Source organism: Curtobacterium sp. PhB130 (assembly GCF_003755165.1).
In the GTDB taxonomy this organism is placed as follows: Bacteria; Actinomycetota; Actinomycetes; order Actinomycetales; family Microbacteriaceae; genus Curtobacterium.
Map to the genome: position 1 here is coordinate 199,307 of NZ_RKII01000007.1, position 19,384 is coordinate 218,690.

Annotated in this window: 19 protein-coding genes; 12 read left to right on the top strand and 7 right to left on the bottom strand. The window is 70.5% G+C overall.

Features of this window, described 5'->3' with window-relative positions; genetic code table 11:
• The 3 genes from EDF24_RS06785 to EDF24_RS06795 all read right to left on the bottom strand — a co-directional run bounded on the left by EDF24_RS06785 (position 1) and on the right by EDF24_RS06795 (position 3,948).
• Positions 1-1,065 (bottom strand): NAD(P)-dependent oxidoreductase, encoded by a 1,065-nt coding sequence (locus EDF24_RS06785; RefSeq protein ID WP_123701755.1) that lies wholly within the window; start codon positions 1,063-1,065, stop codon positions 1-3.
• A gap of 89 nt (positions 1,066-1,154) precedes the next feature.
• Positions 1,155-2,012 (bottom strand): sulfurtransferase, encoded by an 858-nt coding sequence (locus EDF24_RS06790; RefSeq protein ID WP_185017446.1) that lies wholly within the window; start codon positions 2,010-2,012, stop codon positions 1,155-1,157.
• 400 nt (positions 2,013-2,412) lie between these two features.
• Positions 2,413-3,948 carry an MFS transporter gene (locus EDF24_RS06795; RefSeq protein ID WP_123655793.1) on the bottom strand — a complete coding sequence of 512 codons (1,536 nt, stop codon included), beginning with the start codon at positions 3,946-3,948 and terminating at the stop codon, positions 2,413-2,415.
• A gap of 160 nt (positions 3,949-4,108) precedes the next feature.
• Between EDF24_RS06795 and EDF24_RS18840 the strand changes: the two genes are divergently transcribed.
• On the top strand, positions 4,109-4,768 hold the full coding sequence (locus EDF24_RS18840; protein WP_185021586.1) for a TetR/AcrR family transcriptional regulator: 660 nt from the start codon (positions 4,109-4,111) through the stop codon (positions 4,766-4,768).
• Between the two features lie 132 nt (positions 4,769-4,900).
• Here EDF24_RS18840 and EDF24_RS06805 read toward each other — a convergent pair whose 3' ends face one another.
• Complete coding sequence (locus tag EDF24_RS06805; protein ID WP_260233377.1) at positions 4,901-6,532, bottom strand: dolichyl-phosphate-mannose--protein mannosyltransferase; 1,632 nt, start codon at positions 6,530-6,532, stop codon at positions 4,901-4,903.
• Between the two features lie 54 nt (positions 6,533-6,586).
• On the opposite strand from EDF24_RS06805, the gene rsmI reads away from it, so the two are divergent.
• The 4 genes from rsmI to rsmA all read left to right on the top strand — a co-directional run bounded on the left by rsmI (position 6,587) and on the right by rsmA (position 10,925).
• Complete coding sequence (gene rsmI, locus EDF24_RS06810) at positions 6,587-7,408, top strand: 16S rRNA (cytidine(1402)-2'-O)-methyltransferase (RefSeq protein ID WP_123702579.1); 822 nt, start codon at positions 6,587-6,589, stop codon at positions 7,406-7,408.
• A gap of 120 nt (positions 7,409-7,528) precedes the next feature.
• Entirely contained in the window at positions 7,529-9,106 is a 1,578-nt protein-coding gene (gene metG, locus EDF24_RS06815) for a methionine--tRNA ligase (RefSeq protein ID WP_123655789.1), read from the top strand.
• On the top strand, positions 9,103-10,014 hold the full coding sequence (locus EDF24_RS06820) for a TatD family hydrolase (RefSeq protein WP_123701758.1): 912 nt from the start codon (positions 9,103-9,105) through the stop codon (positions 10,012-10,014). Before metG ends, EDF24_RS06820 begins: the two co-directional genes overlap by 4 nt.
• On the top strand, positions 10,011-10,925 hold the full coding sequence (gene rsmA / locus EDF24_RS06825; RefSeq protein ID WP_123701760.1) for a 16S rRNA (adenine(1518)-N(6)/adenine(1519)-N(6))-dimethyltransferase RsmA: 915 nt from the start codon (positions 10,011-10,013) through the stop codon (positions 10,923-10,925). Before EDF24_RS06820 ends, rsmA begins: the two co-directional genes overlap by 4 nt.
• Before the next feature lie 13 nt (positions 10,926-10,938).
• Here rsmA and EDF24_RS06830 read toward each other — a convergent pair whose 3' ends face one another.
• Positions 10,939-11,409 (bottom strand): YbaK/EbsC family protein, encoded by a 471-nt coding sequence (locus EDF24_RS06830; RefSeq protein WP_395867555.1) that lies wholly within the window; start codon positions 11,407-11,409, stop codon positions 10,939-10,941.
• A 133-nt stretch (positions 11,410-11,542) separates the two neighbouring features.
• On the opposite strand from EDF24_RS06830, the gene EDF24_RS19105 reads away from it, so the two are divergent.
• Together EDF24_RS19105 and EDF24_RS19110 are read left to right on the top strand one after the other, a co-directional pair.
• Complete coding sequence (locus tag EDF24_RS19105) at positions 11,543-11,746, top strand: hypothetical protein (RefSeq protein ID WP_165931407.1); 204 nt, start codon at positions 11,543-11,545, stop codon at positions 11,744-11,746.
• A gap of 83 nt (positions 11,747-11,829) precedes the next feature.
• Positions 11,830-12,369, top strand: a complete 540-nt coding sequence (locus EDF24_RS19110) for a type II toxin-antitoxin system VapC family toxin (RefSeq protein WP_260233404.1) — start codon at positions 11,830-11,832, stop codon at positions 12,367-12,369.
• On the opposite strand, the gene EDF24_RS06840 is transcribed toward EDF24_RS19110, so the two are convergent.
• Positions 12,355-13,098, bottom strand: coding sequence for an SDR family oxidoreductase (locus EDF24_RS06840; RefSeq protein WP_185021587.1), 744 nt, complete (start codon positions 13,096-13,098; stop codon positions 12,355-12,357). The genes EDF24_RS19110 and EDF24_RS06840 overlap by 15 nt on opposite strands.
• 101 nt (positions 13,099-13,199) lie before the next feature.
• On the opposite strand from EDF24_RS06840, the gene EDF24_RS06845 reads away from it, so the two are divergent.
• Positions 13,200-14,042, top strand: coding sequence for a helix-turn-helix transcriptional regulator (locus EDF24_RS06845; RefSeq protein WP_123701766.1), 843 nt, complete (start codon positions 13,200-13,202; stop codon positions 14,040-14,042).
• A gap of 125 nt (positions 14,043-14,167) precedes the next feature.
• On the opposite strand, the gene EDF24_RS06850 is transcribed toward EDF24_RS06845, so the two are convergent.
• On the bottom strand, positions 14,168-14,884 hold the full coding sequence (locus EDF24_RS06850; protein WP_165931405.1) for a DUF3800 domain-containing protein: 717 nt from the start codon (positions 14,882-14,884) through the stop codon (positions 14,168-14,170).
• A gap of 98 nt (positions 14,885-14,982) precedes the next feature.
• Between EDF24_RS06850 and EDF24_RS06855 the strand changes: the two genes are divergently transcribed.
• From EDF24_RS06855 to EDF24_RS06870, 4 genes are all read left to right on the top strand, one after another.
• On the top strand, positions 14,983-15,987 hold the full coding sequence (locus tag EDF24_RS06855) for a RimK family alpha-L-glutamate ligase (RefSeq protein WP_123701770.1): 1,005 nt from the start codon (positions 14,983-14,985) through the stop codon (positions 15,985-15,987).
• Between the two features lie 91 nt (positions 15,988-16,078).
• Positions 16,079-17,137 (top strand): LLM class flavin-dependent oxidoreductase, encoded by a 1,059-nt coding sequence (locus EDF24_RS06860; protein WP_123655781.1) that lies wholly within the window; start codon positions 16,079-16,081, stop codon positions 17,135-17,137.
• A complete protein-coding gene (locus EDF24_RS06865; RefSeq protein ID WP_123655780.1) occupies positions 17,134-18,435 on the top strand; it encodes an O-acetylhomoserine aminocarboxypropyltransferase/cysteine synthase family protein in 1,302 nt (433 codons plus the stop codon). The genes EDF24_RS06860 and EDF24_RS06865 overlap by 4 nt, the downstream gene beginning before the upstream one ends.
• Before the next feature lie 9 nt (positions 18,436-18,444).
• On the top strand, positions 18,445-19,377 hold the full coding sequence (locus EDF24_RS06870) for a 4-(cytidine 5'-diphospho)-2-C-methyl-D-erythritol kinase (RefSeq protein ID WP_123655779.1): 933 nt from the start codon (positions 18,445-18,447) through the stop codon (positions 19,375-19,377).
• Positions 19,378-19,384: the final 7 nt, after the last annotated feature.

Genomic DNA, 19,384 nt, shown 5'->3' on the forward strand with positions numbered 1-19,384 from the left:
TCAGCTCCCGAGCGAGAGCATGAGGAGTGCAGCGTCCTCGGGGCCGTAGTCGAACAGGCGGTCCCAGAACGGGTCAGCAGCCCACGGGACGTCGCCGTCGACCGGGGTGCGGTGCGCCGTCTCCACGAGCCAGTCGAGCTCCGGGACGACCGCCCGCGCGAAGGTCGGCGGCTGCCATCCGAGCGATCGCGCCGCGCTGGTGTCCAGGACGTACGGGGTCGGCGACGACCACGGCGTCGACCCGACGAAGGCCGGGGCGTCCGCGTCGAGCAGGACCTCCTCGAACACGTGGTCGAGGTGCCCGGCGACGGTGCGGACGATCTCGAGCACGGACGGCGCGGAGTCGTCGGCGACGTTGAGGATCCGCCGGTCGGGCGCATCCGCGAGCAGCCGGACGAGCGAACCGATGCCGCTGGCGGCCGTCGTGTGGTCGACGCCGCGCCCCTGGTCGGCGAGGAGCACGCGCTCACGGCCGTCCAGCGCACGCCGGACCACGAACCACTCGCGCGGGCGACCGATGCCGGGGCCGTACACCTTGGACGGGCGGAGGACGGTGACCGGGGCGCCGTGGTCGAGGAGCAGCTGCTCGGCCGCCACCTTCTGCGCTGCGTAACCGTCTCGGCTGGTCGGGTCGGCGTCGGCGGCGGTGACCGTCGGCTGCAGCTCGGTGACCGCGCCGGAGAACACCGGCTTGTCGACGGAGTTCGCGTGCCGGCCCTGCTCGTCGACGTAGACGGCCTTCGACGACACGAAGACCGTCGACCCGACGTCTCCGAGGTACGGCAGGAGCTGGGCCGCGTCGTCACGGGTGGCGCCGACGGTGTCGACGAGGAGGTCCGCACCGGGCCGGAGGAGTTCGCGGAGGACGGCCGTGTCCCGGCGGTCGCCCGGGGTGAAGGTGGCGCCGGCCGCGGTCAGTGCGTCCGCGATGTCGCCGCCCCGGCGCGCGACGACGTCCACCTGCCAGTCGTCGCCGCCGCGGCCGGAACTGTCGAGGAGTTCGCGCACAACGGCGGAACCGATGCCGCCCGTTCCGCCGAGGACGACCGCGCGCTTGGTGCTCATGTCGCCAACGCTAGTGCCGAGTGGTCCGGGCGCTCCGCGCGCTGCCGGTCCAGTCCGGGCGCTGCCGGTTCAGTCCGCGCGCTGCCGGTTCAGGAGGCGATCGGTTCCCGTCGCCACCAGTCCGCGAGGGAACCGTCGTACACCTGGACACGGTCGTGACCGAGCACCGTCAGTGCCAGGGCGTCCACGCACGCGGCGCTGCCGACGCCGCAGTAGGTGACGATCTGCTCCGAGTCGAGCACCGGCGCGAAGACGTCCGCCAGGGCCGCCGGACGGAGGAGGGCATTGGACTCCTGGTCGACCACGCGGCGCAAGGGGATCGGCGTCGTGCCGGGCACCACGTCGGGGTGCGTCGCACCGAGGACCGTCTCGTCGACCGCGAGCACGAGCGCCGCGGGCTCCGAACCGTCGACGGCTCGTTCGACGCGGGCGCGGTCCGCCCAGAGCGGACGTTCTTCGCCGGCGAGGAACGCCGCCGCCTCGACGTGGACCGCCGGTGCGCTCGTGAGGGCACCGACGCGGACCGGGCGCCCTTCGTCCCGCCACTTCACGAACCCGCCGTCGAGCACGGCGACGTCGTCGAACCCGAACGAGCGGAAGATCCACCACAGGCGGGCGGACCACTCGCCGACGCTGTCGTCGTAGACCACGACCGTCGAGGTGTTCGTGATGCCGAGTGCGCGGGCCGCCTGCTCGAAACGCTCGGCGCAGGGACGGGTGAAGGGCACGTCGGCGTCGGGCGTCGAGAAGTCCTGTACGAGGTCGGCGAAGCGGGCGCCGGGCACGTGGCCGTGTCGTTCGTAGGTGTCCCGCGCGCTCTGCCACGTCATGCCACGGCCGGTCCCCGCGGCGTGCACGGAGGCATCGAGCACGACGAGATCGTCCGCACCGAGGTGGTCGGCGAGCCACTGCGTCGACACGAGCGGCGAGGTCAAGACGGGGGCCATGGCGCTCACCATAATGCGGACCCCTGACGACCGGGAGAGGAACAGCAACAGTGCGCAATCGGGGCGGCGTGGCGGGGGCTGTGGATGAACTTCGTGCGGTGGGTGGGGTGTGGCTGTTGGCGTTGTGCGGGACCGGTGGGTGTCGGCGTGTGGGTGGTGGGCGGTGGGCGGCGGTCACGACGGACGCGGAACGACAACGTCGTTGTCGTTCGACACCGATGTTGTCGAATCGGGACTGCGGCCGAGCCGAGCCGAGCGGCGCGGCCGCGCCGGACCCGGGCGGCGGTCGCGCCGGACCGCGCGCCCCGCACGGACGAACCACGAAACGGACACTGCACCGCGAAGAATCGCGGTGCAGTGTCCGTTTCGTGGTCCTGAACGCGGCGCAGGGCGCCGATCGTCAGTGCGCGGCGGCCGGGATGCTCCCCGTCGCGTTGGCGCTGAGGTGCTCGAGCTTGGCGAGCCGCACCGACTGGCGGTTGATGAGCAGCCCGCTCGCGATCGCGACGAGCACCAACACGCCGGCCGAGATCGCGAAGGCGACGTGGTAGCCGTCGAGCGTGGCCTGCGCCTGCTGCAGCTTGGTCGGCGCGGCGGTCAGCCCGGAGAGGCTGTTCTTCACGACGTCGGCGAAGATCGTCGACAGCAGCGCCGTACCGATCGAACCGCCGATCTGCTGCATCGTGTTCACGGTGGCGGACGCGACGCCCGCATCCGCACGGGCGACACCGGTCGTCGCGGTGTTCATCGCGGACGAGAAGATCGTGCCCATGCCGAGGCCGATCACGATGAGCGCCGGCAGGACGGTGCCCGCGTAGGAGCTGTCCAGGTCGGTGCGGAGCAGCAGGAGCAGGCCCGCCGCGGCGACGAGACCCCCCGAGAAGATCAGGACCTTCGGGCCGACGCGGGGCAGCAGTCGCCCGCCGATCTGCGTCGCGGAGATCATGATCGACAGCGGCATCGGCAGGAACGCCAGACCGGTCTGCAGTGCGGAGAACCCGAGGGTCTGCTCGAGGTAGTACGTCAGGAACAGGAAGATGCCGAACATGCCGATGGCGACGAGACCGATGGCGACGAACGAGCCGCCGCGGTCACGGTCGAGCACCACGCGCAATGGGAGCAACGGGTGTGCGACGCGGGTCTCGATCACGATGAACGCGGCGATGAGCACGACGCCGGCGGCGAGCATGCCGATCGTCCACGGGTCGTCCCAGCCGTTGGTCTCGGCGTTCGAGAAGCCGTAGACCACGCCGACGAGGCCGGCGGTGATGGTGAGGACACCGGCGATGTCGATGCGCGGGCGCTCGACCTTCGGCGGCTTCGCCATGAAGATCAACGCACCGATCACGCCGAGGACGGCGAAGACGACGTTGACGTAGAGGCACCAGCGCCACGAGGCGTACTCGGTGAGGACGCCACCGAGCAGCAGGCCGATGGCCGCACCGGAGCCGGCGATCGAACCGAAGATGCCGAACGCACGACCGCGTTCCTTCGGGTCACGGAAGGTCGTCGTCAGCATGCCGAGGGCGGACGGGGCGAGCAGCGCGCCGAACGCGCCCTGCAGCGCGCGTGCCGCGACGAGCAGACCGAACGAGTCGGCCAGGCCGCCGAGGACCGAGGCGATGGCGAAGCCGACGAGCCCGATGATGAACGTGTTCTTCCGGCCGAAGAGGTCACCGAGACGGCCACCCAGGAGCAGGAGCGAGCCGAACGCCAGGGAGTAGGCGGTGACGATCCACTGCCGCTGGTCGGTGCCGAACCCGAGGTCCGCCTGAGCCGAGGGTAGGGCGATGTTCACGATGGTGGCGTCGAGCACGACCATGAGCTGCGCGAGAGCGATCACCGCAAGGGCGATCCACCGGTGCTCGGTGCGACCGGTCGGGGTGGGAGTCGGTGCGGCGCCCGTACGGGCGGGCGAAGTCTGTTCTGCCGTCACGGCAGCCTCCTCGGGAGTGAGTGGAGGGAAGAAGCGCACACCGTCGGGCGTTTCCGGGAGGGGAGGAAGCGGATGCGAGGCATCCGCTTCGAGTCAGTGTAGACCGAAACGGAAGGTCCGCATCCACTTATTCCCAGAAAGTTCAACTAGGTTCGGAATCGTGAGCACCATCGACCAGCACGCCGATCTCGATCGGCCTCTCCGCGCTGACGCAGCACGCAACCGCGAGCTGATCCTGCAGACGGCACGCAAGTGCTTCGCGGAGCGCGGGCTCTCGGTCACACTCAACGACATCGCGCACGAAGCGGGCGTCGGCGTCGGCACGGTGTACCGCCGGTTCGCCGACAAGGACTCCCTGATCGAGGCGCTGCTCGCGACCAAGTTCGACGCGATGAACGCCGCGGCGGCACGTGCTGCGGAGGAGATCGACCCGCGGGAGTCGCTCCGCCTGTACCTGATGGGCGTGTTCGAGTTCCGCGCACGCGACCGTGCCCTGGCCGACGCGATCGTCCGCGCGGGCAAGTCCCGGCCCTCGATCGTGCAGGAACGTGATCGCCTCGAGACCCAGGTCAGCGACATCATCGGCCGCGCGCGGGACGCCGGCGTGGTGCGGGCGGGCTTCGACTACCGCGACCTGCCCATGCTCACCGCGATGATCGGCGCCGTGGCCGACGCCACCCGCGCACACGACCCCGACGCCTGGCGCCGGTACGCCCAGGTCGTCATCGACGGGGTGCTGCCGCCGACCGCGGCGGACGCGATGCTCGGCAGCCCGCTCGACCGCGAGACGATCGAGCGCGCACTGCACGCCCAGTCCTGACGGGTCGGGGGGACGCCGCACCCAGCGGACGCATCTTCCGACACCGCAGCAGTCGAACGACTCGCGCGGTGTCGAGCACGTGGCGCGACGCCGAACCTGCGCCGACCCGCGCAACGGCCCCGCAACGCGCCGCTACAACCAGCTCGGCAACCAGTAGTGCGACCGGATGAAGTCCCACGGGACCTGCAGCGCCGTCCACATCGGGTACCAGTACGCCGAGGCGAGCAGCACCACCCCGAGGTACACCCCGATCCAGATGACAGCGCGGGTCCGCCGTGGCCGTGGATCGTCCCGTGACCCGAGCAGCAGCCCGATCGCCGCGGCCAGCGCCATCACCATGAAGGGCTCGAACGCGATCGTGTAGAACTGGAACACGGTCCGGTTCACGTAGAGCAGCCACGGCAGGTAGCCCGCCGCGACGCCCATCACGACGAAGCCGTACTCCCATCGCCGGTGCAGCACGAAGAGCACGAGCAGCGCGATGACGGCAGCGACCGACGGGTACCAGATGAACGGGTTCGCGATGCCCGTGATCGCCGCGCCGCACCGCTCCGCCGCGCAGCCGTCCTGCCCGGCGTTCGTCCCCACGTAGTACATCGACGTCGGGCGCTGCATGAAGAGCCACAGCAGCGGGTTCGCCTGGTACGAGTGCGGGGTGTGCAGGCCGATGTTGAAGCCGTAGATCTCGGACTGGTAGTGCCACCAGTTCTGCACGCTGTCGGGCACCCAGGACAGGATCCCTCGCCAGCGCTGCCCGCCGGAGGCGATCCAGTCGCGGTCCCAGCCGTCCTTCGACACGAACCACCCGGTCCAGGACGCCAGGTACGTGGCGGCGGCGATCGGCACGGTCAGGACGAACGAGACCGGCGCCTGCTGCAGGAACGCGCTCGAGGACCAGAACTCGATCCCGGCGCGCTTGCGCATCATCATGTCGCTCAACACGGAGTAGAGCGCGAAGAACGCCAGGAAGTACAGTCCGGTCCACTTCGTGCTCGTCGCGAGTCCCATCGCGAGCCCCATGCCGATCAGCCACGGCCGCCACCAGAGCGCGGGCCCCCAGAGGGTGTCCCGTCCGTCCGCCGCCCGGCGAGCGACCCAGGCGTCCAGCCGCCGGGTCGTCCACCGCCGGTCGAGCAGCAGCGCCCCGAACCCGAGGACCACGAAGAACGTCACGATGCCGTCGAGGAGCGTCACCCGCGACATCACGATCGCCTGACCGTCGACCGCCATGAAGCCGCCAGCGAGCGTGCCGACGAGCGTGGACCGGAACAGGGACCGGGCGATCACGGCGACGAGGAACACGGTCGCGATGCCCAGCACCGCGACGGTGAAACGCCAGCCGAAGGCGTTGTCCGGGCCGAACAGCAACATGCCGAGGCCGATGAGGTACTTGCCGAGCGGCGGGTGCGCGATGAACTCGGCGGCGCTCGTGAAGATCGAGGTCTCGCCGGAAGCGAAGCGCTCGTCCGTCGTGGGGGCGGTGTCGTCGGTGGGGTTCGCGGGCCACGTGCCCTCGTACCCGAGGTGCACGATCGACCAGCCGTCCTTGACGTAGTAGGTCTCGTCGAACACGAGCGAGTGCGGCCGTCCGAGGTCGATCAACCTGAGCAGCGCAGCGAGCACGGTGACGGCGATCGGGCCGGCCCACCGCCAGGCGGCGACCCGCCAGGAGACCGACATGAGGCGCACCCACCAGTCGTCGAGGCGCGACCCACGGGGTACTGCGGGCGCAGTGTCGAGTGCGTCGGCCAGGTCCGTGGTCACCCGCAGCATCCTACGGATGCGGCGCCTGCGCTCGCTGCGTCCACAATGGGGCGTGTGATCGTCCTCGCAGCAACTCCCATCGGCAACCTCGGCGACGCGTCCCGCCGACTGGTCGAGACACTGTCGAACGCGACCGTCGTGGCAGCGGAGGACACCAGGACCGCGATCCACCTGATGCGTGCCCTCGGCATCGAGAACCGTCCGCGGCTGATCGCGCTCCACGAGCACAACGAGCGGGCCAAGGCGGCCGAGGTCGTCGAGCTCGCCCGGGATGAGGACGTCGTGGTCCTGACCGACGCCGGCATGCCCGCGATCAGCGACCCGGGGTTCCCCCTGGTCGAGGCCGCTGCGGCAGCGGGGGTGACCGTCACGGCGCTCCCGGGGCCGTCCGCGGTGCTCATGGCGCTCGCCGTGTCCGGGCTGCCGACCGACCGCTTCACGTTCGAGGGGTTCCCGACCCGCAAGGCTGGGGAACGCCGTCGGGGGTTCGAGGCCCTCGCCGGGGAGCAGCGGACGATGGTCTTCTTCGAGTCGCCGCACCGGCTCGCGGACACGCTGACCGACATGGGTGCCGGCTTCGGGGGCGACCGTCGCGCAGTTGTCTGCCGTGAGCTCACGAAGCTGTACGAAGAGGTCAAGCGCGGTTCGCTGGCCGAGCTGGCCGAGTGGGCCGCCGACGGCGTGAGGGGCGAGATCTGCATCGTCGTGGCCGGGGCGTCCGGTTCCGCGGACGACGTCACGATCGAGGAGGGGGTCCGCCTCGTGCTGGAGCGGGTCGCGTCGGGGACCCGGATGAAGGAGGCGTCAGCCGCCGTCGCGGACGCGACGGGGCTGTCCAAGCGGGACCTGTACGAGGGTGCGCTGGCGGCGCGGTAGACGCGACGAACACCGGACGGGAGGCCCGGTGCGGGCCCGCCACGGGCCTCCCGTCCGGGTTTTCCACAGTCCACTGCCGGACGCGTCATGCGGTTGCCGCGCGCCCGTAGGATGGTCCGCATGTCCGACGGCTCCTCGTTCAGCATCACCACGCCGATCTTCTACGTGAACGACGTTCCCCACATCGGGCACGCCTACACAGAGGTCGCCGCGGACTTCCTCGCGCGCTGGCACCGTCAGCGCGGTGACGACACCTGGCTCCTCACCGGCACCGACGAGCACGGGCAGAAGATCCTGCGCACCGCCTCGGCGAACGACGTCTCCCCGAAGGAGTGGGCGGACCGCCTCGTCACGGACGCCTGGAAGCCGCTGCTCGACACCGTCGACATCGCCAACGACGACTTCATCCGGACCACCGACGAACGCCACGAGCGCGGCGTGACCGCGTTCCTGCAGAAGCTCCACGACGACGGCTACATCTACGCCGGCGAGTTCGAGGGCTTCTACTGCGTGGGCTGCGAAGAGTACAAGCAGCCGAGCGACCTGGTTCCCGGCACCGGTGCGTACGAAGGCCAGCAGGTCTGCGCGATCCACTCCATCCCGGTGGAGGTGTTGTCCGAGCGCAACTACTTCTTCCGGATGTCCGACTTCGAGCAGCGCCTGCTCGACCTCTACGAATCGAACCCGGAGTTCATCCAGCCGGAGAGCGTCCGCAACGAGATCGTCTCCTTCGTCAAGCAGGGCCTCCGCGACCTCTCGATCTCGCGGTCGAGCTTCGACTGGGGCATCAAGATCCCCTGGGACCACGACCACGTGCTCTACGTCTGGTTCGACGCGCTGCTGAACTACGTCACGGCGCTCGGCTACGGCAGCGACGACGACGAAGCCTTCCAGCGCCTCTGGCCGAGCGTGCACATCGTCGGCAAGGACATCGCCCGGTTCCACGCGGTGATCTGGCCCGCCATGCTGATGGCAGCAGGGCTCCCGGTCCCGAAGCGCGTCTTCGGCCACGGGTGGTTGCTGGTCGGCGGCGAGAAGATGTCGAAGTCGAAGCTGACCGGCATCGCCCCGTCGGAGATCACCGACACGTTCGGCTCCGACGCGTTCCGGTACTACTTCCTCCGCGCGATCACCTTCGGGCAAGACGGCAACTTCAGCTGGGAAGACATCTCGGCGCGGTACCAGGCCGAACTCGCGAACGGTTTCGGCAACCTGGCGTCGCGCATCCTGGCGATGCTCGAGAAGTACTTCGGCGGCGCGGTCCCGGCGCGGGGCGAGCTCTCGGCGTCCGACGTCGCGATCGACGACCTGGCGAAGTCCGTCACCGAGCGGGCCGACGCGGCGATCGCGGCCTTCGCACCGCACGACGCGATCGCGACCACGTGGGAACTCGTCGACGCGCTGAACGGGTACATCACCGAGCAGCAGCCGTGGGCCCTCGCCAAGGACGACGCCCAGCGCGAGCGCCTCGGCACGGTGCTGGCGACGGCGCTCCGTGGCCTCGGTACCGTCGCGGTCCTCGCCGCGCCCGTGATGCCGAAGGCGACCGAGAAGCTCTGGGCCTCCATCGGTGCCGGCGGGTCGATCGCCGAACAGCGTGTGGACCGCGCGTACGACTGGCAGGGCGCGTCGCAGGTGACGCCGCTCGAGTCCGGGCTGTTCCCGCGCATCGAGCAGGCGGAACAGGGCGCGGCGTGACCGACGCCCACCTCCGTTCGCGTGGCGACGGCGACGGGTCGAAGCGCGACCTGACGTACCCGCCGCTGCCGGAAGCGCTCGTGGTGCCCGTCTACGACAACCACACCCACATGGAGATCGCCGACGGCGGTCCCGACGGGGCGCTCGACTACCGGGAACACCTCGACCGTGCGTCGAGTGTCGGGGTCCGCGGCGTCGTGCAGGTCGGGACCGACCTCGCGACCTCGCAGTGGTCGGCGGCGATCGCGGCGCGCGAGCCTCGCGTGCTGGCCGCCGTGGCGCTGCACCCGAACGAAGCGCCGCTCCTGGCGGAGCGGGGGCTCCTCGACGAGCACCTCGCGGGCATCGAAGCACTCGCCGCGCTGCCGCGGGTGCGCGCGATCGGTGAGACCGGGCTCGACTTCTTCCGCACCGGCGACGAAGGCCGTGACGCCCAGGTGCGTTCCTTCGAGGAGCACATCCGCATCGCGAAGGAGCACGACCTCGCGCTGACCATCCACGACCGCGACGCGCACGACGCCGTGGTCGAGGTCCTCGACCGCGTCGGCGCCCCGGAGAAGACGGTGTTCCACTGCTTCTCGGGTGGGCCGGACCTGGCACGCCTGTGCTCCGAGCGCGGCTGGTACATGTCGTTCGCCGGCACGGTGACGTTCAAGAACGCTGCGCTCCTCCGCGAAGCGCTCGAGGTCGCTCCGCGTCGCCTGCTCTTGGTCGAGACGGACGCGCCGTACCTCACGCCGACGCCGTACCGTGGTCGCCCGAACGCGCCGTACCTCATCCCGCTCACCCTCCGGTCCATGGCCGACACCCTCGGCACGGACCCGTCGATGCTCGCGGCGCAGATCGCGTCGAACACCGAGCTCGTCTACGGCGCCTGGGATGCCGAGCCCGTGACGGTCGACGAATGAGCGCACTGCTCGGCCCGGCCGAGATCCGCGAGCTGGCCGCGCAGCTCGACGTCACCCCGACGAAGAAGCTCGGCCAGAACTTCGTGCACGACGCCAACACCGTGCGGCGCATCGTCGCCGCGGGTGGCGTGACCGCCGACGCACAGGTGCTCGAGGTCGGACCGGGCCTCGGCTCCCTGACCCTGGGGCTGACCGAGACCGGCGCTCCGGTCACCGCCGTCGAGATCGACGCCCGGCTCGCGGCGCAGCTGCCCACCACGGTGTCCGCGATGCAGCCGTCCGCGCGGCTGACGGTCGTGCACCAGGACGCACTGCAGGTGTCCGCGGACGACCTCCCCGCAGCACCGACGCACCTCGTCGCGAACCTGCCGTACAACGTCTCCGTGCCGGTCCTCCTGCACCTGCTCGCGACCTTCCCGTCGATCGAACGGTCGCTCGTGATGGTCCAGGCCGAGGTCGGGTACCGCCTCGCCGCGGACCCGGGCAGCAAGGTCTACGGGTCGCCGAGCGTCAAGGCCGCCTGGTACGGCACCTGGCGGATCGCCGGACAGGTCAGCCGCCAGGTGTTCTGGCCGGTGCCGAACGTGGACAGTGTGCTCGTGGGGTTCCAGCGGCACGATCCCCCGGGGGACGAGCAGCTTCGTGCGCAGGTCTTCGCCCTGGTCGACGCGGCCTTCCAGCAGCGGCGGAAGATGCTCCGGCAGGCGCTGTCGGGCGTCCTCGGCGGCAGTGCGCACGCGTCCCAGGTGCTCGAGGCAGCCGGGATCGCCCCGACGGCCCGCGGTGAAGCGCTCGGCGTCGACGACTTCGTCCGGCTCGGTCGGACGGTCCTCTCCGAAGGCGCCCGCGAGGGCGAAGACACCCGCGAGGGCGAAGGCGCCCGCGAGGGCGAAGGCGACGCCCAGGCCTAGTCCGCGCTGCCGGTCATGACGCGCTGACGTCGACCACCGTGCCGCCCGTCAGCGCGACGAGCTGGTCGAAGGTCAGCGGCATCACCGAGTTCGCCGTGCCGGCCGCCGACCACACCGGGTCGTACTCGGCGAGGGCGCGGTCGACCACGGTCCGGATCGGCTGCGGGTGTCCGACGGGGGAGACGCCGCCGATCGGCTGACCGGTGACCTCCCGCACCTGTTTCGCGGTGGCCATCCCGAGTTCCGCGACCCCGAGCGCGCCGGCGAGCACCGCGGTGTCGACGCGGTGCCGGCCGGAGGTCATCACCAGGAGCGGCTCGCCGTCGGCCAGGAAGAGCAGGCTGCTCGCGATGGCGCCGACCTCGGTGCCGAGCGCCGCCGCTGCCTGGGCTGCCGTGTGCGTGGAGTCGGGGAGCTCTCGCGCTTCGGTCTCGACGCCGGCCTCGGCGACGATCCGCTGGATGTCCTGCATGCGTGCGTTCACGTCCCCATCCTGTCCGAGGGTGCCGGAGCCCGTTCCGGATGTTGCATACGGATTCCTTGCTCGCCATGCGTCAAGGCTCCTACTGTCGCTGCATCGACCACGAACTGCGCGACCCGCGCGAACCGGAGGAACCATGTCGCCGAGGACCGACCACCGCAGCGCTCGACGAGCACGACTCATCGAGCGACGTATCGAAGAGCGCGACCGCGAGCGACGCGCAGCGCGGCGACGGCTCATCGCCCGGCTCCCGTCGATGACCACGGACGAGCGCGTACGCGTCGTCCACGAAGCGACGACCGGCCTCCGGTTCCGGACCTCGTTCGACGGCATCGTGTAGCCGTGCCGTCTGTACCGCAGTCGCGCCGCTCCCGGGATCGCAACGTCGCGTCGTACGCCGACCTCGAGACCTTGCCGAGCGCGGTGGTTCTCGACACGTCCTTCGTCGTCCGTGCTCTCGTGGAGACTGAGGTCGGTCACGACGAGGCAGGGGCGTTCTTGAAGCGTCTGACATCGTCACGGTCGTTCGTGCTCTACAGCGCGTTGCTCGAGATCGAGTTGGCCGAAGCAGCCTTCAAGATCGCGATCAAGGAGCGTCACGGCAATCGTGCGTGGCCGATGAAACGATCGGACGGACGAGTCCGACGGCGTGCCGCGCGCGTCGCCGACGAACTCATCCACCGATGGCGGACCGCCGTCGGGCCGTCGCCGAGCACGAGCATCAACCTCGCCAGCGTCACTGATCCGGCCTTCCAGCTCATGCGCCGCTACGGTCTCGGCTCGTACGACGCCGTCCACGCGGCGACGGTCGCGTACACCGGCGCGACCGCGCTCGTCACGAACGACGTCGGCTTCGCGGCCGTGCCGGCTGGCGAGCTCCGGCTCCTCGTGGACGAGAGCCGGCTCGATGCTGCGCGCCGGCGCCGGGCAACTGCCGGACCAGGCGGATCAGTGGCGGCGTGACGCCAGCATCTCGATGAGCTGCTGCTGGTTCCCGTCGCGCTCCGCCCACCGCAGCGGCAGGACGTTCTGCACGAGGATCTCCGGCGCCGCTCCCGACTCCAGCAGCGCGATGACCTCGTCCAGGAAGTCGTCGAGCGGCATCCCGCCGAAGTCCACGCCCGCACCCTGCAGGTCGGTGGCGACGGCCGGGGGCACGAGCTCCAGCACGGACACCGACGACTCGACGAGCTGCTGACGCAGGGACAGCGTGTACGAGTGCACGGCAGCCTTCGTGGCGTTGTACGTCGGGGTGGCGGCGAGCGGGGTGAACGCGAGTCCGGACGACACGGTGACGACGGTGGCCGCCGGTCGAGACAGCAGGTGCGGCAGGAACGCGTCGATCAGCCGGATGGTGCCGAGCAGGTTCGTCGAGACGGTGTCGACCGCGTCGGCCAGGTGCGACGACGACCGGAGGTCCTCCTGCCGCATGATCCCGGACATCGTGACGAGGGTGTCGAGCGCCGGGTACGCCTCGATGACGGATGCCGCGGCCGCGGTGATGGAAGCCGGGTCGCTCACGTCGATCTCGACGGTGCCGAAGCCGTGCTCGGCAGCGAGGGACTCGAGCAGTGCACGACGGCGTCCACCGATGACGACGGTGCTCCCCGCTTCCTGCAGACGGAGGGCGAGACCCAGGCCGATGCCGGACGTGGCGCCGGGGATGAAGACGGTTGCGTTGGTGATGTCCATGACGACCACGATCCGCGAACGAGCGGACGACAACCAGAGCCCGGTCATCGGGGGACCGCCGATCCCTGGCACGCGGAGAGGACGAGCAGGAGACTGGACGCATGGACCGTGCAGCGCTCGCCGACTTCCTCCGCCGTCGCCGTGAGCTGCTGCGCCCGGAGGACGTCGGCCTCGGCGAGGGCGCCCGACGCCGGACGCCGGGCCTCCGGCGTGAGGAAGTGGCGTCGCTCGCGGGCATGTCCGTCGACTACTACACCCGGCTCGAGCAGCAGCGCGGTCCGCAGCCGTCGGAGCAGATGATCGCCGCGATCGCCCGGGCGCTCCGCTGCTCACTCGACGAACGCGACCACCTCTTCCGTCTCGCCGGGCACAACGCGCCGGTCCGGGTGCACCGCAGCGACCACGTCGACCCCGCGATCCTCCGGGTGCTCGACCGGCTCGAGGACACCCCGGCGATCGTGGTGAGCGACCTCGGCGAGACCCTGGTCGAGAACCGCCTCGGTGCGGCGCTCCTCGGCTCCACCGTCGGCCTGACCGGGAACGAGCGGTACCAGCCGTGGCGCTGGTTCATGACGGCGGCGGAACCCGCGAAGTACGCGCCGGAGCAGCACGACCGGCTCGCTCGGGCCCAGGTCGCGGGGCTCCGCGCGGCGGTGGGTGCCGCCGGGCCGGGTGACCGCCGGGCAGCGGCGCTCATCACGGACCTCGAGGCCGAGAGCCCGGCGTTCCGCGACCTCTGGGCGTTGCACGAGGTCGCCTCCCGGTGGGAGGACCACAAGACCTTCGTGCATCCCGAACTCGGTCGGATCACGGTGGACTGCCAGGTGCTGCACACGACGAACCGGGCCCAGGCGCTCCTGCTGTTCACCGCTCCCGCGGGCAGCGAGGACGCGCAGAAGCTCGAGCTCCTCGGCGTCGTCGGCCACCAGGTGTTCAGCAACTGACGCGGGTCGAACCGGTGCACCTCAGCCTGCTGGCTTCTCCACGTCGGATGGCCTAGTCTTGCGGTGCAGGACGCCAACGAGCCTCCCGCACCCAGCCAACGCCCCGCTCACCGCGGGGCGTTGTGTCATTCCGGGCACCAGATGTAGTCGACGATCTTGATCTCGTCGACGAGAGTGACGATCTTGGCGACAGCCGCTGCGGACCGCGGATCCCGCTCCTCCACGGTCTTCGATCGATTGAGGAAGGACGTCGCGAAGTCGGCGGCCTGCAGCATCCGGCTCTCGTGAGACGGGCCGAAGTAGATGGTGTCGGCGATCCGGGTCAGCGGCTGCTTCGTGTACCCGCTCGCGCTTCCCACCTTGAAACTGCGCAGGCTGCGTCTCGCGCCGGCTGCCGTGTGGTGCTCGTCGGCGAGGACGAGTCCGAGCTGTTCTTGCTCGTCGACCCAGGCGAGACGCTCGTGCACGCATTCGAGGAGTTGGGCGAGAGTCAGGAGATGCGCGGGGTAGGCGCGGGCTCCGTAGCGGCGTCGGTGTGCTCGGAGATCGATGCCTCGGAACACGATCGACGCCGTCGACCTTGCGAGGATCTTCGCCACGAGGATGCAGGCCTTCACTCGCCACGCGACGGGTACTCGCTTCCACTCTTGCTCGCCGTGGAACATGTCGACAGCGTGGAACTCTGTGGCGGGGTCGAAGCCCGGGATCTCCCTCGAGAGCAGTGTCGCGACGCCTTCGAGCCCCTGTTCGATCGAACGCACGGCGTCAGCGTCAGCCAACAGCGCGCCGAAGAAGTAGTAGGCATCGTCCCGAGCGGATTCGTCGATGAAGATGAGGCGCACGGCGGACCAGCATACTGATACTCCAGTTGTGGACGGGGAACCGCAACAGCGCGTCACACGCCTGGCAACGCCTGGTACACCATGCCTAGTGTGGGCGTGTGAGCACTCCGCGCGTGTACGTCATCCACGAGAACCCCGAGTGGTTCCCGCCGCTCGCCGCCGCCTTCGAGGCCGAGGGCGTCCCGGTCGAGGAGATCCTCCTCACCGAGGGCCAGATCGACCTCGCAGCAGATCCGGAACCGGGCGTCTACTGGAGCCGGATGTCGGCGTCGAGTCACACCCGCGGGCACGAGCACAGCAAGGAGTACACCCGCGCGGTCCTCGGCTGGCTCGAGCGTGCCGGGCGCCAGGTGGTCGGTGGCAGCCACGTGCTCGAGCTCGAGGTGTCGAAGGTCGCCCAGCACGGCCTGCTCCAGCGGGCGGGCTTCGACGTGCCCCGCACCACCGCGGTGTTCGGCAGGAGCACCCTCACGGCCGCGGCCCACGCGTTCACGGACGGCCAGGACGTGCCGTTCATCACGAAGCACAACCAGGGCGGCAAGGGCCTCGGCGTCCGTCGGTTCGACTCGCTCGCCGAGTTCGACGCGTACGTCGACTCGCCGGAGTTCGAGGAGCCGATCGACGGCATCACCCTGCTGCAGGAGTACCTGACGGCGCGCGAGCCCTTCATCACCCGGGTCGAGTTCGTCGGCGGCGAGTTCGTCTACGCCGTCCGCGTGGACACGAGCGCGGGCAGCTTCGAGCTCTGCCCGGCGGACGCCTGCGAGGTCCCCCAGGTCATCGCCGGAGCGGTGTGCGACGTCCCCGGAACGGACGGGCCGAGCGCGTTCGCAGTACGAGAGGACGTCACCGCGACCCACCCGCTCGTGCAGCAGCTCCGCACGTTCCTCGCCGACCAGCGCATCCAGATCGCGGGCGTCGAGTTCATGGAGACCACCGACGGCCGCACCGTCGTCTACGACATCAACACGAACACGAACTACAACCCCGCCGTCGAGGAGAGCGCGCCGGCCTCCGGCCCGCGCTCCATCGCGCGTTTCCTCGGCGGACTGCTCGACAGCGAGTACGCGACGGCACCGGCCGGCGCGGCCGTCACGGCCTGAGAACGCGACCGAACACCGGACGGGAGGACCGTGGCGGCCCCGCCACGAGCCTCCCGTCCGTCCCTCCCCACCTCCCCAAGGAACTCACCCCGTGCGATTCGGATACTGGACCCCGCTCTTCGGCGGCTGGCTGCGCAACGTCGACAACGAGCACATGCCGGTCACCTTCGACTACGTGAAGCGACTGGCGCAGCGCGCCGAGCGGATCGGCTTCGACCTGACGCTCGTGCCGGAGCTGAACCTCAACGACATCAAGGGCGTCGCGGCGCCGTCGCTCGAGGCCTGGGCGCTCGCGGCGGCCATCGCGGCGACGACCGACCGCCTCGAGATCATGGCGGCGATGCGCCCGGGCTACCACCTGCCGGCCGTGACGGCGAAGCAGGCCGCGACGATCGACGACATCTCCGGTGGCCGCTTCACCTTCAACGTGGTGAGCGCGTGGTGGGCCGAGGAGGCACGCCAGTACGGCGGGATCTTCTCCGAGCACGACGACCGGTACAAGCGCACCGCGGAGTTCGTGGAGATCATGAAGGGCCTCTGGCGGGAGACCCCGTACTCGTTCTCCGGCGAGTACTACGACATCCAGAACGCCCACCTCGAGCCGAAGCCGCGCGTCACGCCGCGCATCTACGCCGGCGGTGAGAGCGAGGCCGGCAAGGCGAGCATCACCCACTACGCCGACGCCTACGTGACCCACGGCGGAACGGTCGAGGAGCTCCGGAAGAAGATCGCCGAGATGCGCCGTCGTCGTGATGAGGCCGGGCTGCCGCCGTTCGAGGCGTTCGGCATGGCCGCCTACGCGATCGTCCGGGAGACCGAGGAGGAGGCGCAGGCCGAGCTCGCGCGGATCACCGACGTCCAGCACGGCAACGCGTACGAGTCGTACCAGGACTTCATCTCGAAGTCGCAGCTCGAGCACGTGCCCTCGCTCGAGGACTACTCGGTGTCGAACCGTGGGCTCCGGCCGAACTTCGTCGGGACCCCGGCGCAGGTCGCCGAGCGGATCCGGGAGTTCGAGGACGCCGGCGTCGACACCCTGCTGCTGCAGTTCTCCCCGCAGCTGGAGGAGATGGAGCGGTTCGGCGAGCAGGTCATCCCGCTCGTGCGCCCGTCGGTCGTGCCGGCGGGAGCCGCGGGAGTCGTCTCGTGAGCGAGGGCGACTGGAAGTTCGAGACCCGGCAGATCCGCGCCGGCTTCAAGGCCGACCCGGGGTTCGGGGCGAACGTGCCGCCGATCGCGCAGAGCGCCGCCTTCGTCTACCCGTCGGGGGAGGACGCGGCGGACCGGTTCATGCTCAACGCGCCGGGGCACACCTATTCGCGCGTGAACAACCCGTCCGCGGCAGCGCTGGAGCGGCGGATCGCGGACCTCGAGGGCGGCGTCGCGGCGCTCGCGCTGGCGTCCGGCCAAGCCGCGACCTCGCTCGCGGTGCTGGGGCTCGCGCGTGCCGGGGACCACATCGTGTCGAGCGCCTCGTTGTACGGCGCGACCTACACGCTCTTCGCCTCGACGCTGAAGGACCTCGGCATCTCCTTCACGTTCGTGCAGGACCCGACGGACCTGGCCGAGTGGGCTGCCGCGGTGCGACCGGAGACCCGGGCGTTCTTCGGTGAGTCGATCCCGAACCCGCGCGGCGACGTGCTCGACTTCGCGGGGGTCGCGGGTGTCGCGCACGACGCCGGTGTACCGCTCATCGTCGACAACACGATCGCGACGCCGTACCTGGTCCGCCCGATCGAGCACGGCGCCGACATCGTCGTGCACTCGGCGACGAAGTACCTCGCCGGGCACGGCAGCGCGATCGCGGGGCTGATCGTCGACGGCGGCACGTTCGACTGGGCGGCCCACCCGGAGAAGTACCCGCAGCTGACGTCGACGGAGCAGTCCGGCTTCGCGAACACGAACTTCGCGGAGAAGTTCGGACCGCGCGCGTTCATCCAGCGGACCCGGTCGAAGCTCTCGGCGGACCTCGGCCCAGCGATCGCACCGTTCACCGCCTTCCTGGTGCTGCAGGGCATCCAGACGCTGTCGCTCCGGATGGACCGGCACGTGTCCAACGCCGCGGCCGTGGCGTCGTGGCTCGACGCGCACGACCAGGTCGAGCACGTGCACTACGCCGGGCTGCCGGACTCCCCGTGGCACCACCTGCAGCAGCGCTACGTCCCGAAGGGGCCGTCGGCGGTGCTGTCGTTCGACCTGGCCGGCGGGGTGGAGGCCGGACGCCGGTTCGTCGAGGCGCTCGAACTGTTCGACCACGTCTCGAACATCGGCGACGTGCGCTCGCTCGTCGTGCACCCGGCGTCGACGACCCACGTCCAGATGACGACCGCGGAGCGGGCATCCGCCGGCGTCGGGGACGGGCTCATCCGCCTGTCGATCGGCCTCGAGCACCAGGACGACATCCTGGCGGACCTGGAGCGCGGTTTCACGGCAGCGCGCGCGGGATAGGTTGGTCGCATGACCTCGCTGGCCGCACCCACGCGCGTGCGGACGCGCGCTCCCGGCAAGATCAACGTCTTCCTGTCCGTGGGTGCGCTGCAGGAGGACGGCTACCACGACGTGGCGACGGCCTACCAGGCGGTCTCCCTGTTCGAGGACGTCACGGCGGAGCTCGCCGACGACTTCTCGGTGTCGTTCACCGGCCCGATCGACACGTCGTCGGTGCCGGTCGACGGCTCGAACCTCGCGATCCGCGCCGCCCGGCTCGTCGCCGAGTCCGCCGGGTACACCGGGGGCGTCCGGCTCACCATCGACAAGCAGGTGCCGGTCGCCGGCGGGATGGGCGGCGGATCGGCGGACGCCGCGGCGACGCTCCTCGCCGTGGACACGCTCTGGGGCACCGGGCTCGGTCGTGAGGAGCTGCTCCGGATCGCCGCGGAGCTCGGCGCCGACGTGCCGTTCGCCTTCGCGGGCGGGACCGCGGTCGGGACCGGGAGGGGCGACGAGCTCAGCCCGGCGCTCGCGAAGGGCGAGTTCCACTGGGTCCTCGGTCTGAGCGACGACGGGCTCTCCACACCGGCCGTGTACCGCGCGCTCGACGCGCACCGGGAGCGCTACCGGGCGGACATCGCGCCGGCGCCGTCGACCCCCGTGGTCGAGGCGAACGTGCTCCAGGCGCTCCGTGCCGGGGACCCGGACCTCCTCGCCGACTGCCTGCACAACGACCTGCAGGCGCCGGCGATGCGACTGCAGCCGTCGCTCGCCAAGACGCTCGAGCTGGGGGAGCGCTCCGGAGCGCTGGCGGGGCTGGTCTCCGGCAGCGGACCGACGGTGGCGTTCCTGGTGGCGGACACCGACTCCGCGCTCGAGGTCCAGGTCGCGCTGAGTGCCGCGGGACTCGTCGCCGTCCGGGCGACCGGTCCGGTGCACGGCGCGCGCGTCGTGCACTGACGACCAG

Excerpts from the sequence above, each read along its gene's own strand:
- EDF24_RS06785 (WP_123701755.1), bottom strand. The coding sequence starts at position 1,065 with ATGAGCACCAAGCGCGCGGTCGTCCTCGGCGGAACGGGCGGCATCGGT.
- EDF24_RS06870 (WP_123655779.1), top strand. The coding sequence starts at position 18,445 with ATGACCTCGCTGGCCGCACCCACGCGCGTGCGGACGCGCGCTCCCGGC.
- rsmA (WP_123701760.1), top strand. The coding sequence starts at position 10,011 with ATGAGCGCACTGCTCGGCCCGGCCGAGATCCGCGAGCTGGCCGCGCAG.
- EDF24_RS06840 (WP_185021587.1), bottom strand. The coding sequence starts at position 13,098 with ATGGACATCACCAACGCAACCGTCTTCATCCCCGGCGCCACGTCCGGC.
- EDF24_RS06790 (WP_185017446.1), bottom strand. The coding sequence starts at position 2,012 with ATGGCCCCCGTCTTGACCTCGCCGCTCGTGTCGACGCAGTGGCTCGCC.
- EDF24_RS19105 (WP_165931407.1), top strand. The coding sequence starts at position 11,543 with ATGTCGCCGAGGACCGACCACCGCAGCGCTCGACGAGCACGACTCATC.
- metG (WP_123655789.1), top strand. The coding sequence starts at position 7,529 with ATGTCCGACGGCTCCTCGTTCAGCATCACCACGCCGATCTTCTACGTG.
- EDF24_RS06845 (WP_123701766.1), top strand. The coding sequence starts at position 13,200 with ATGGACCGTGCAGCGCTCGCCGACTTCCTCCGCCGTCGCCGTGAGCTG.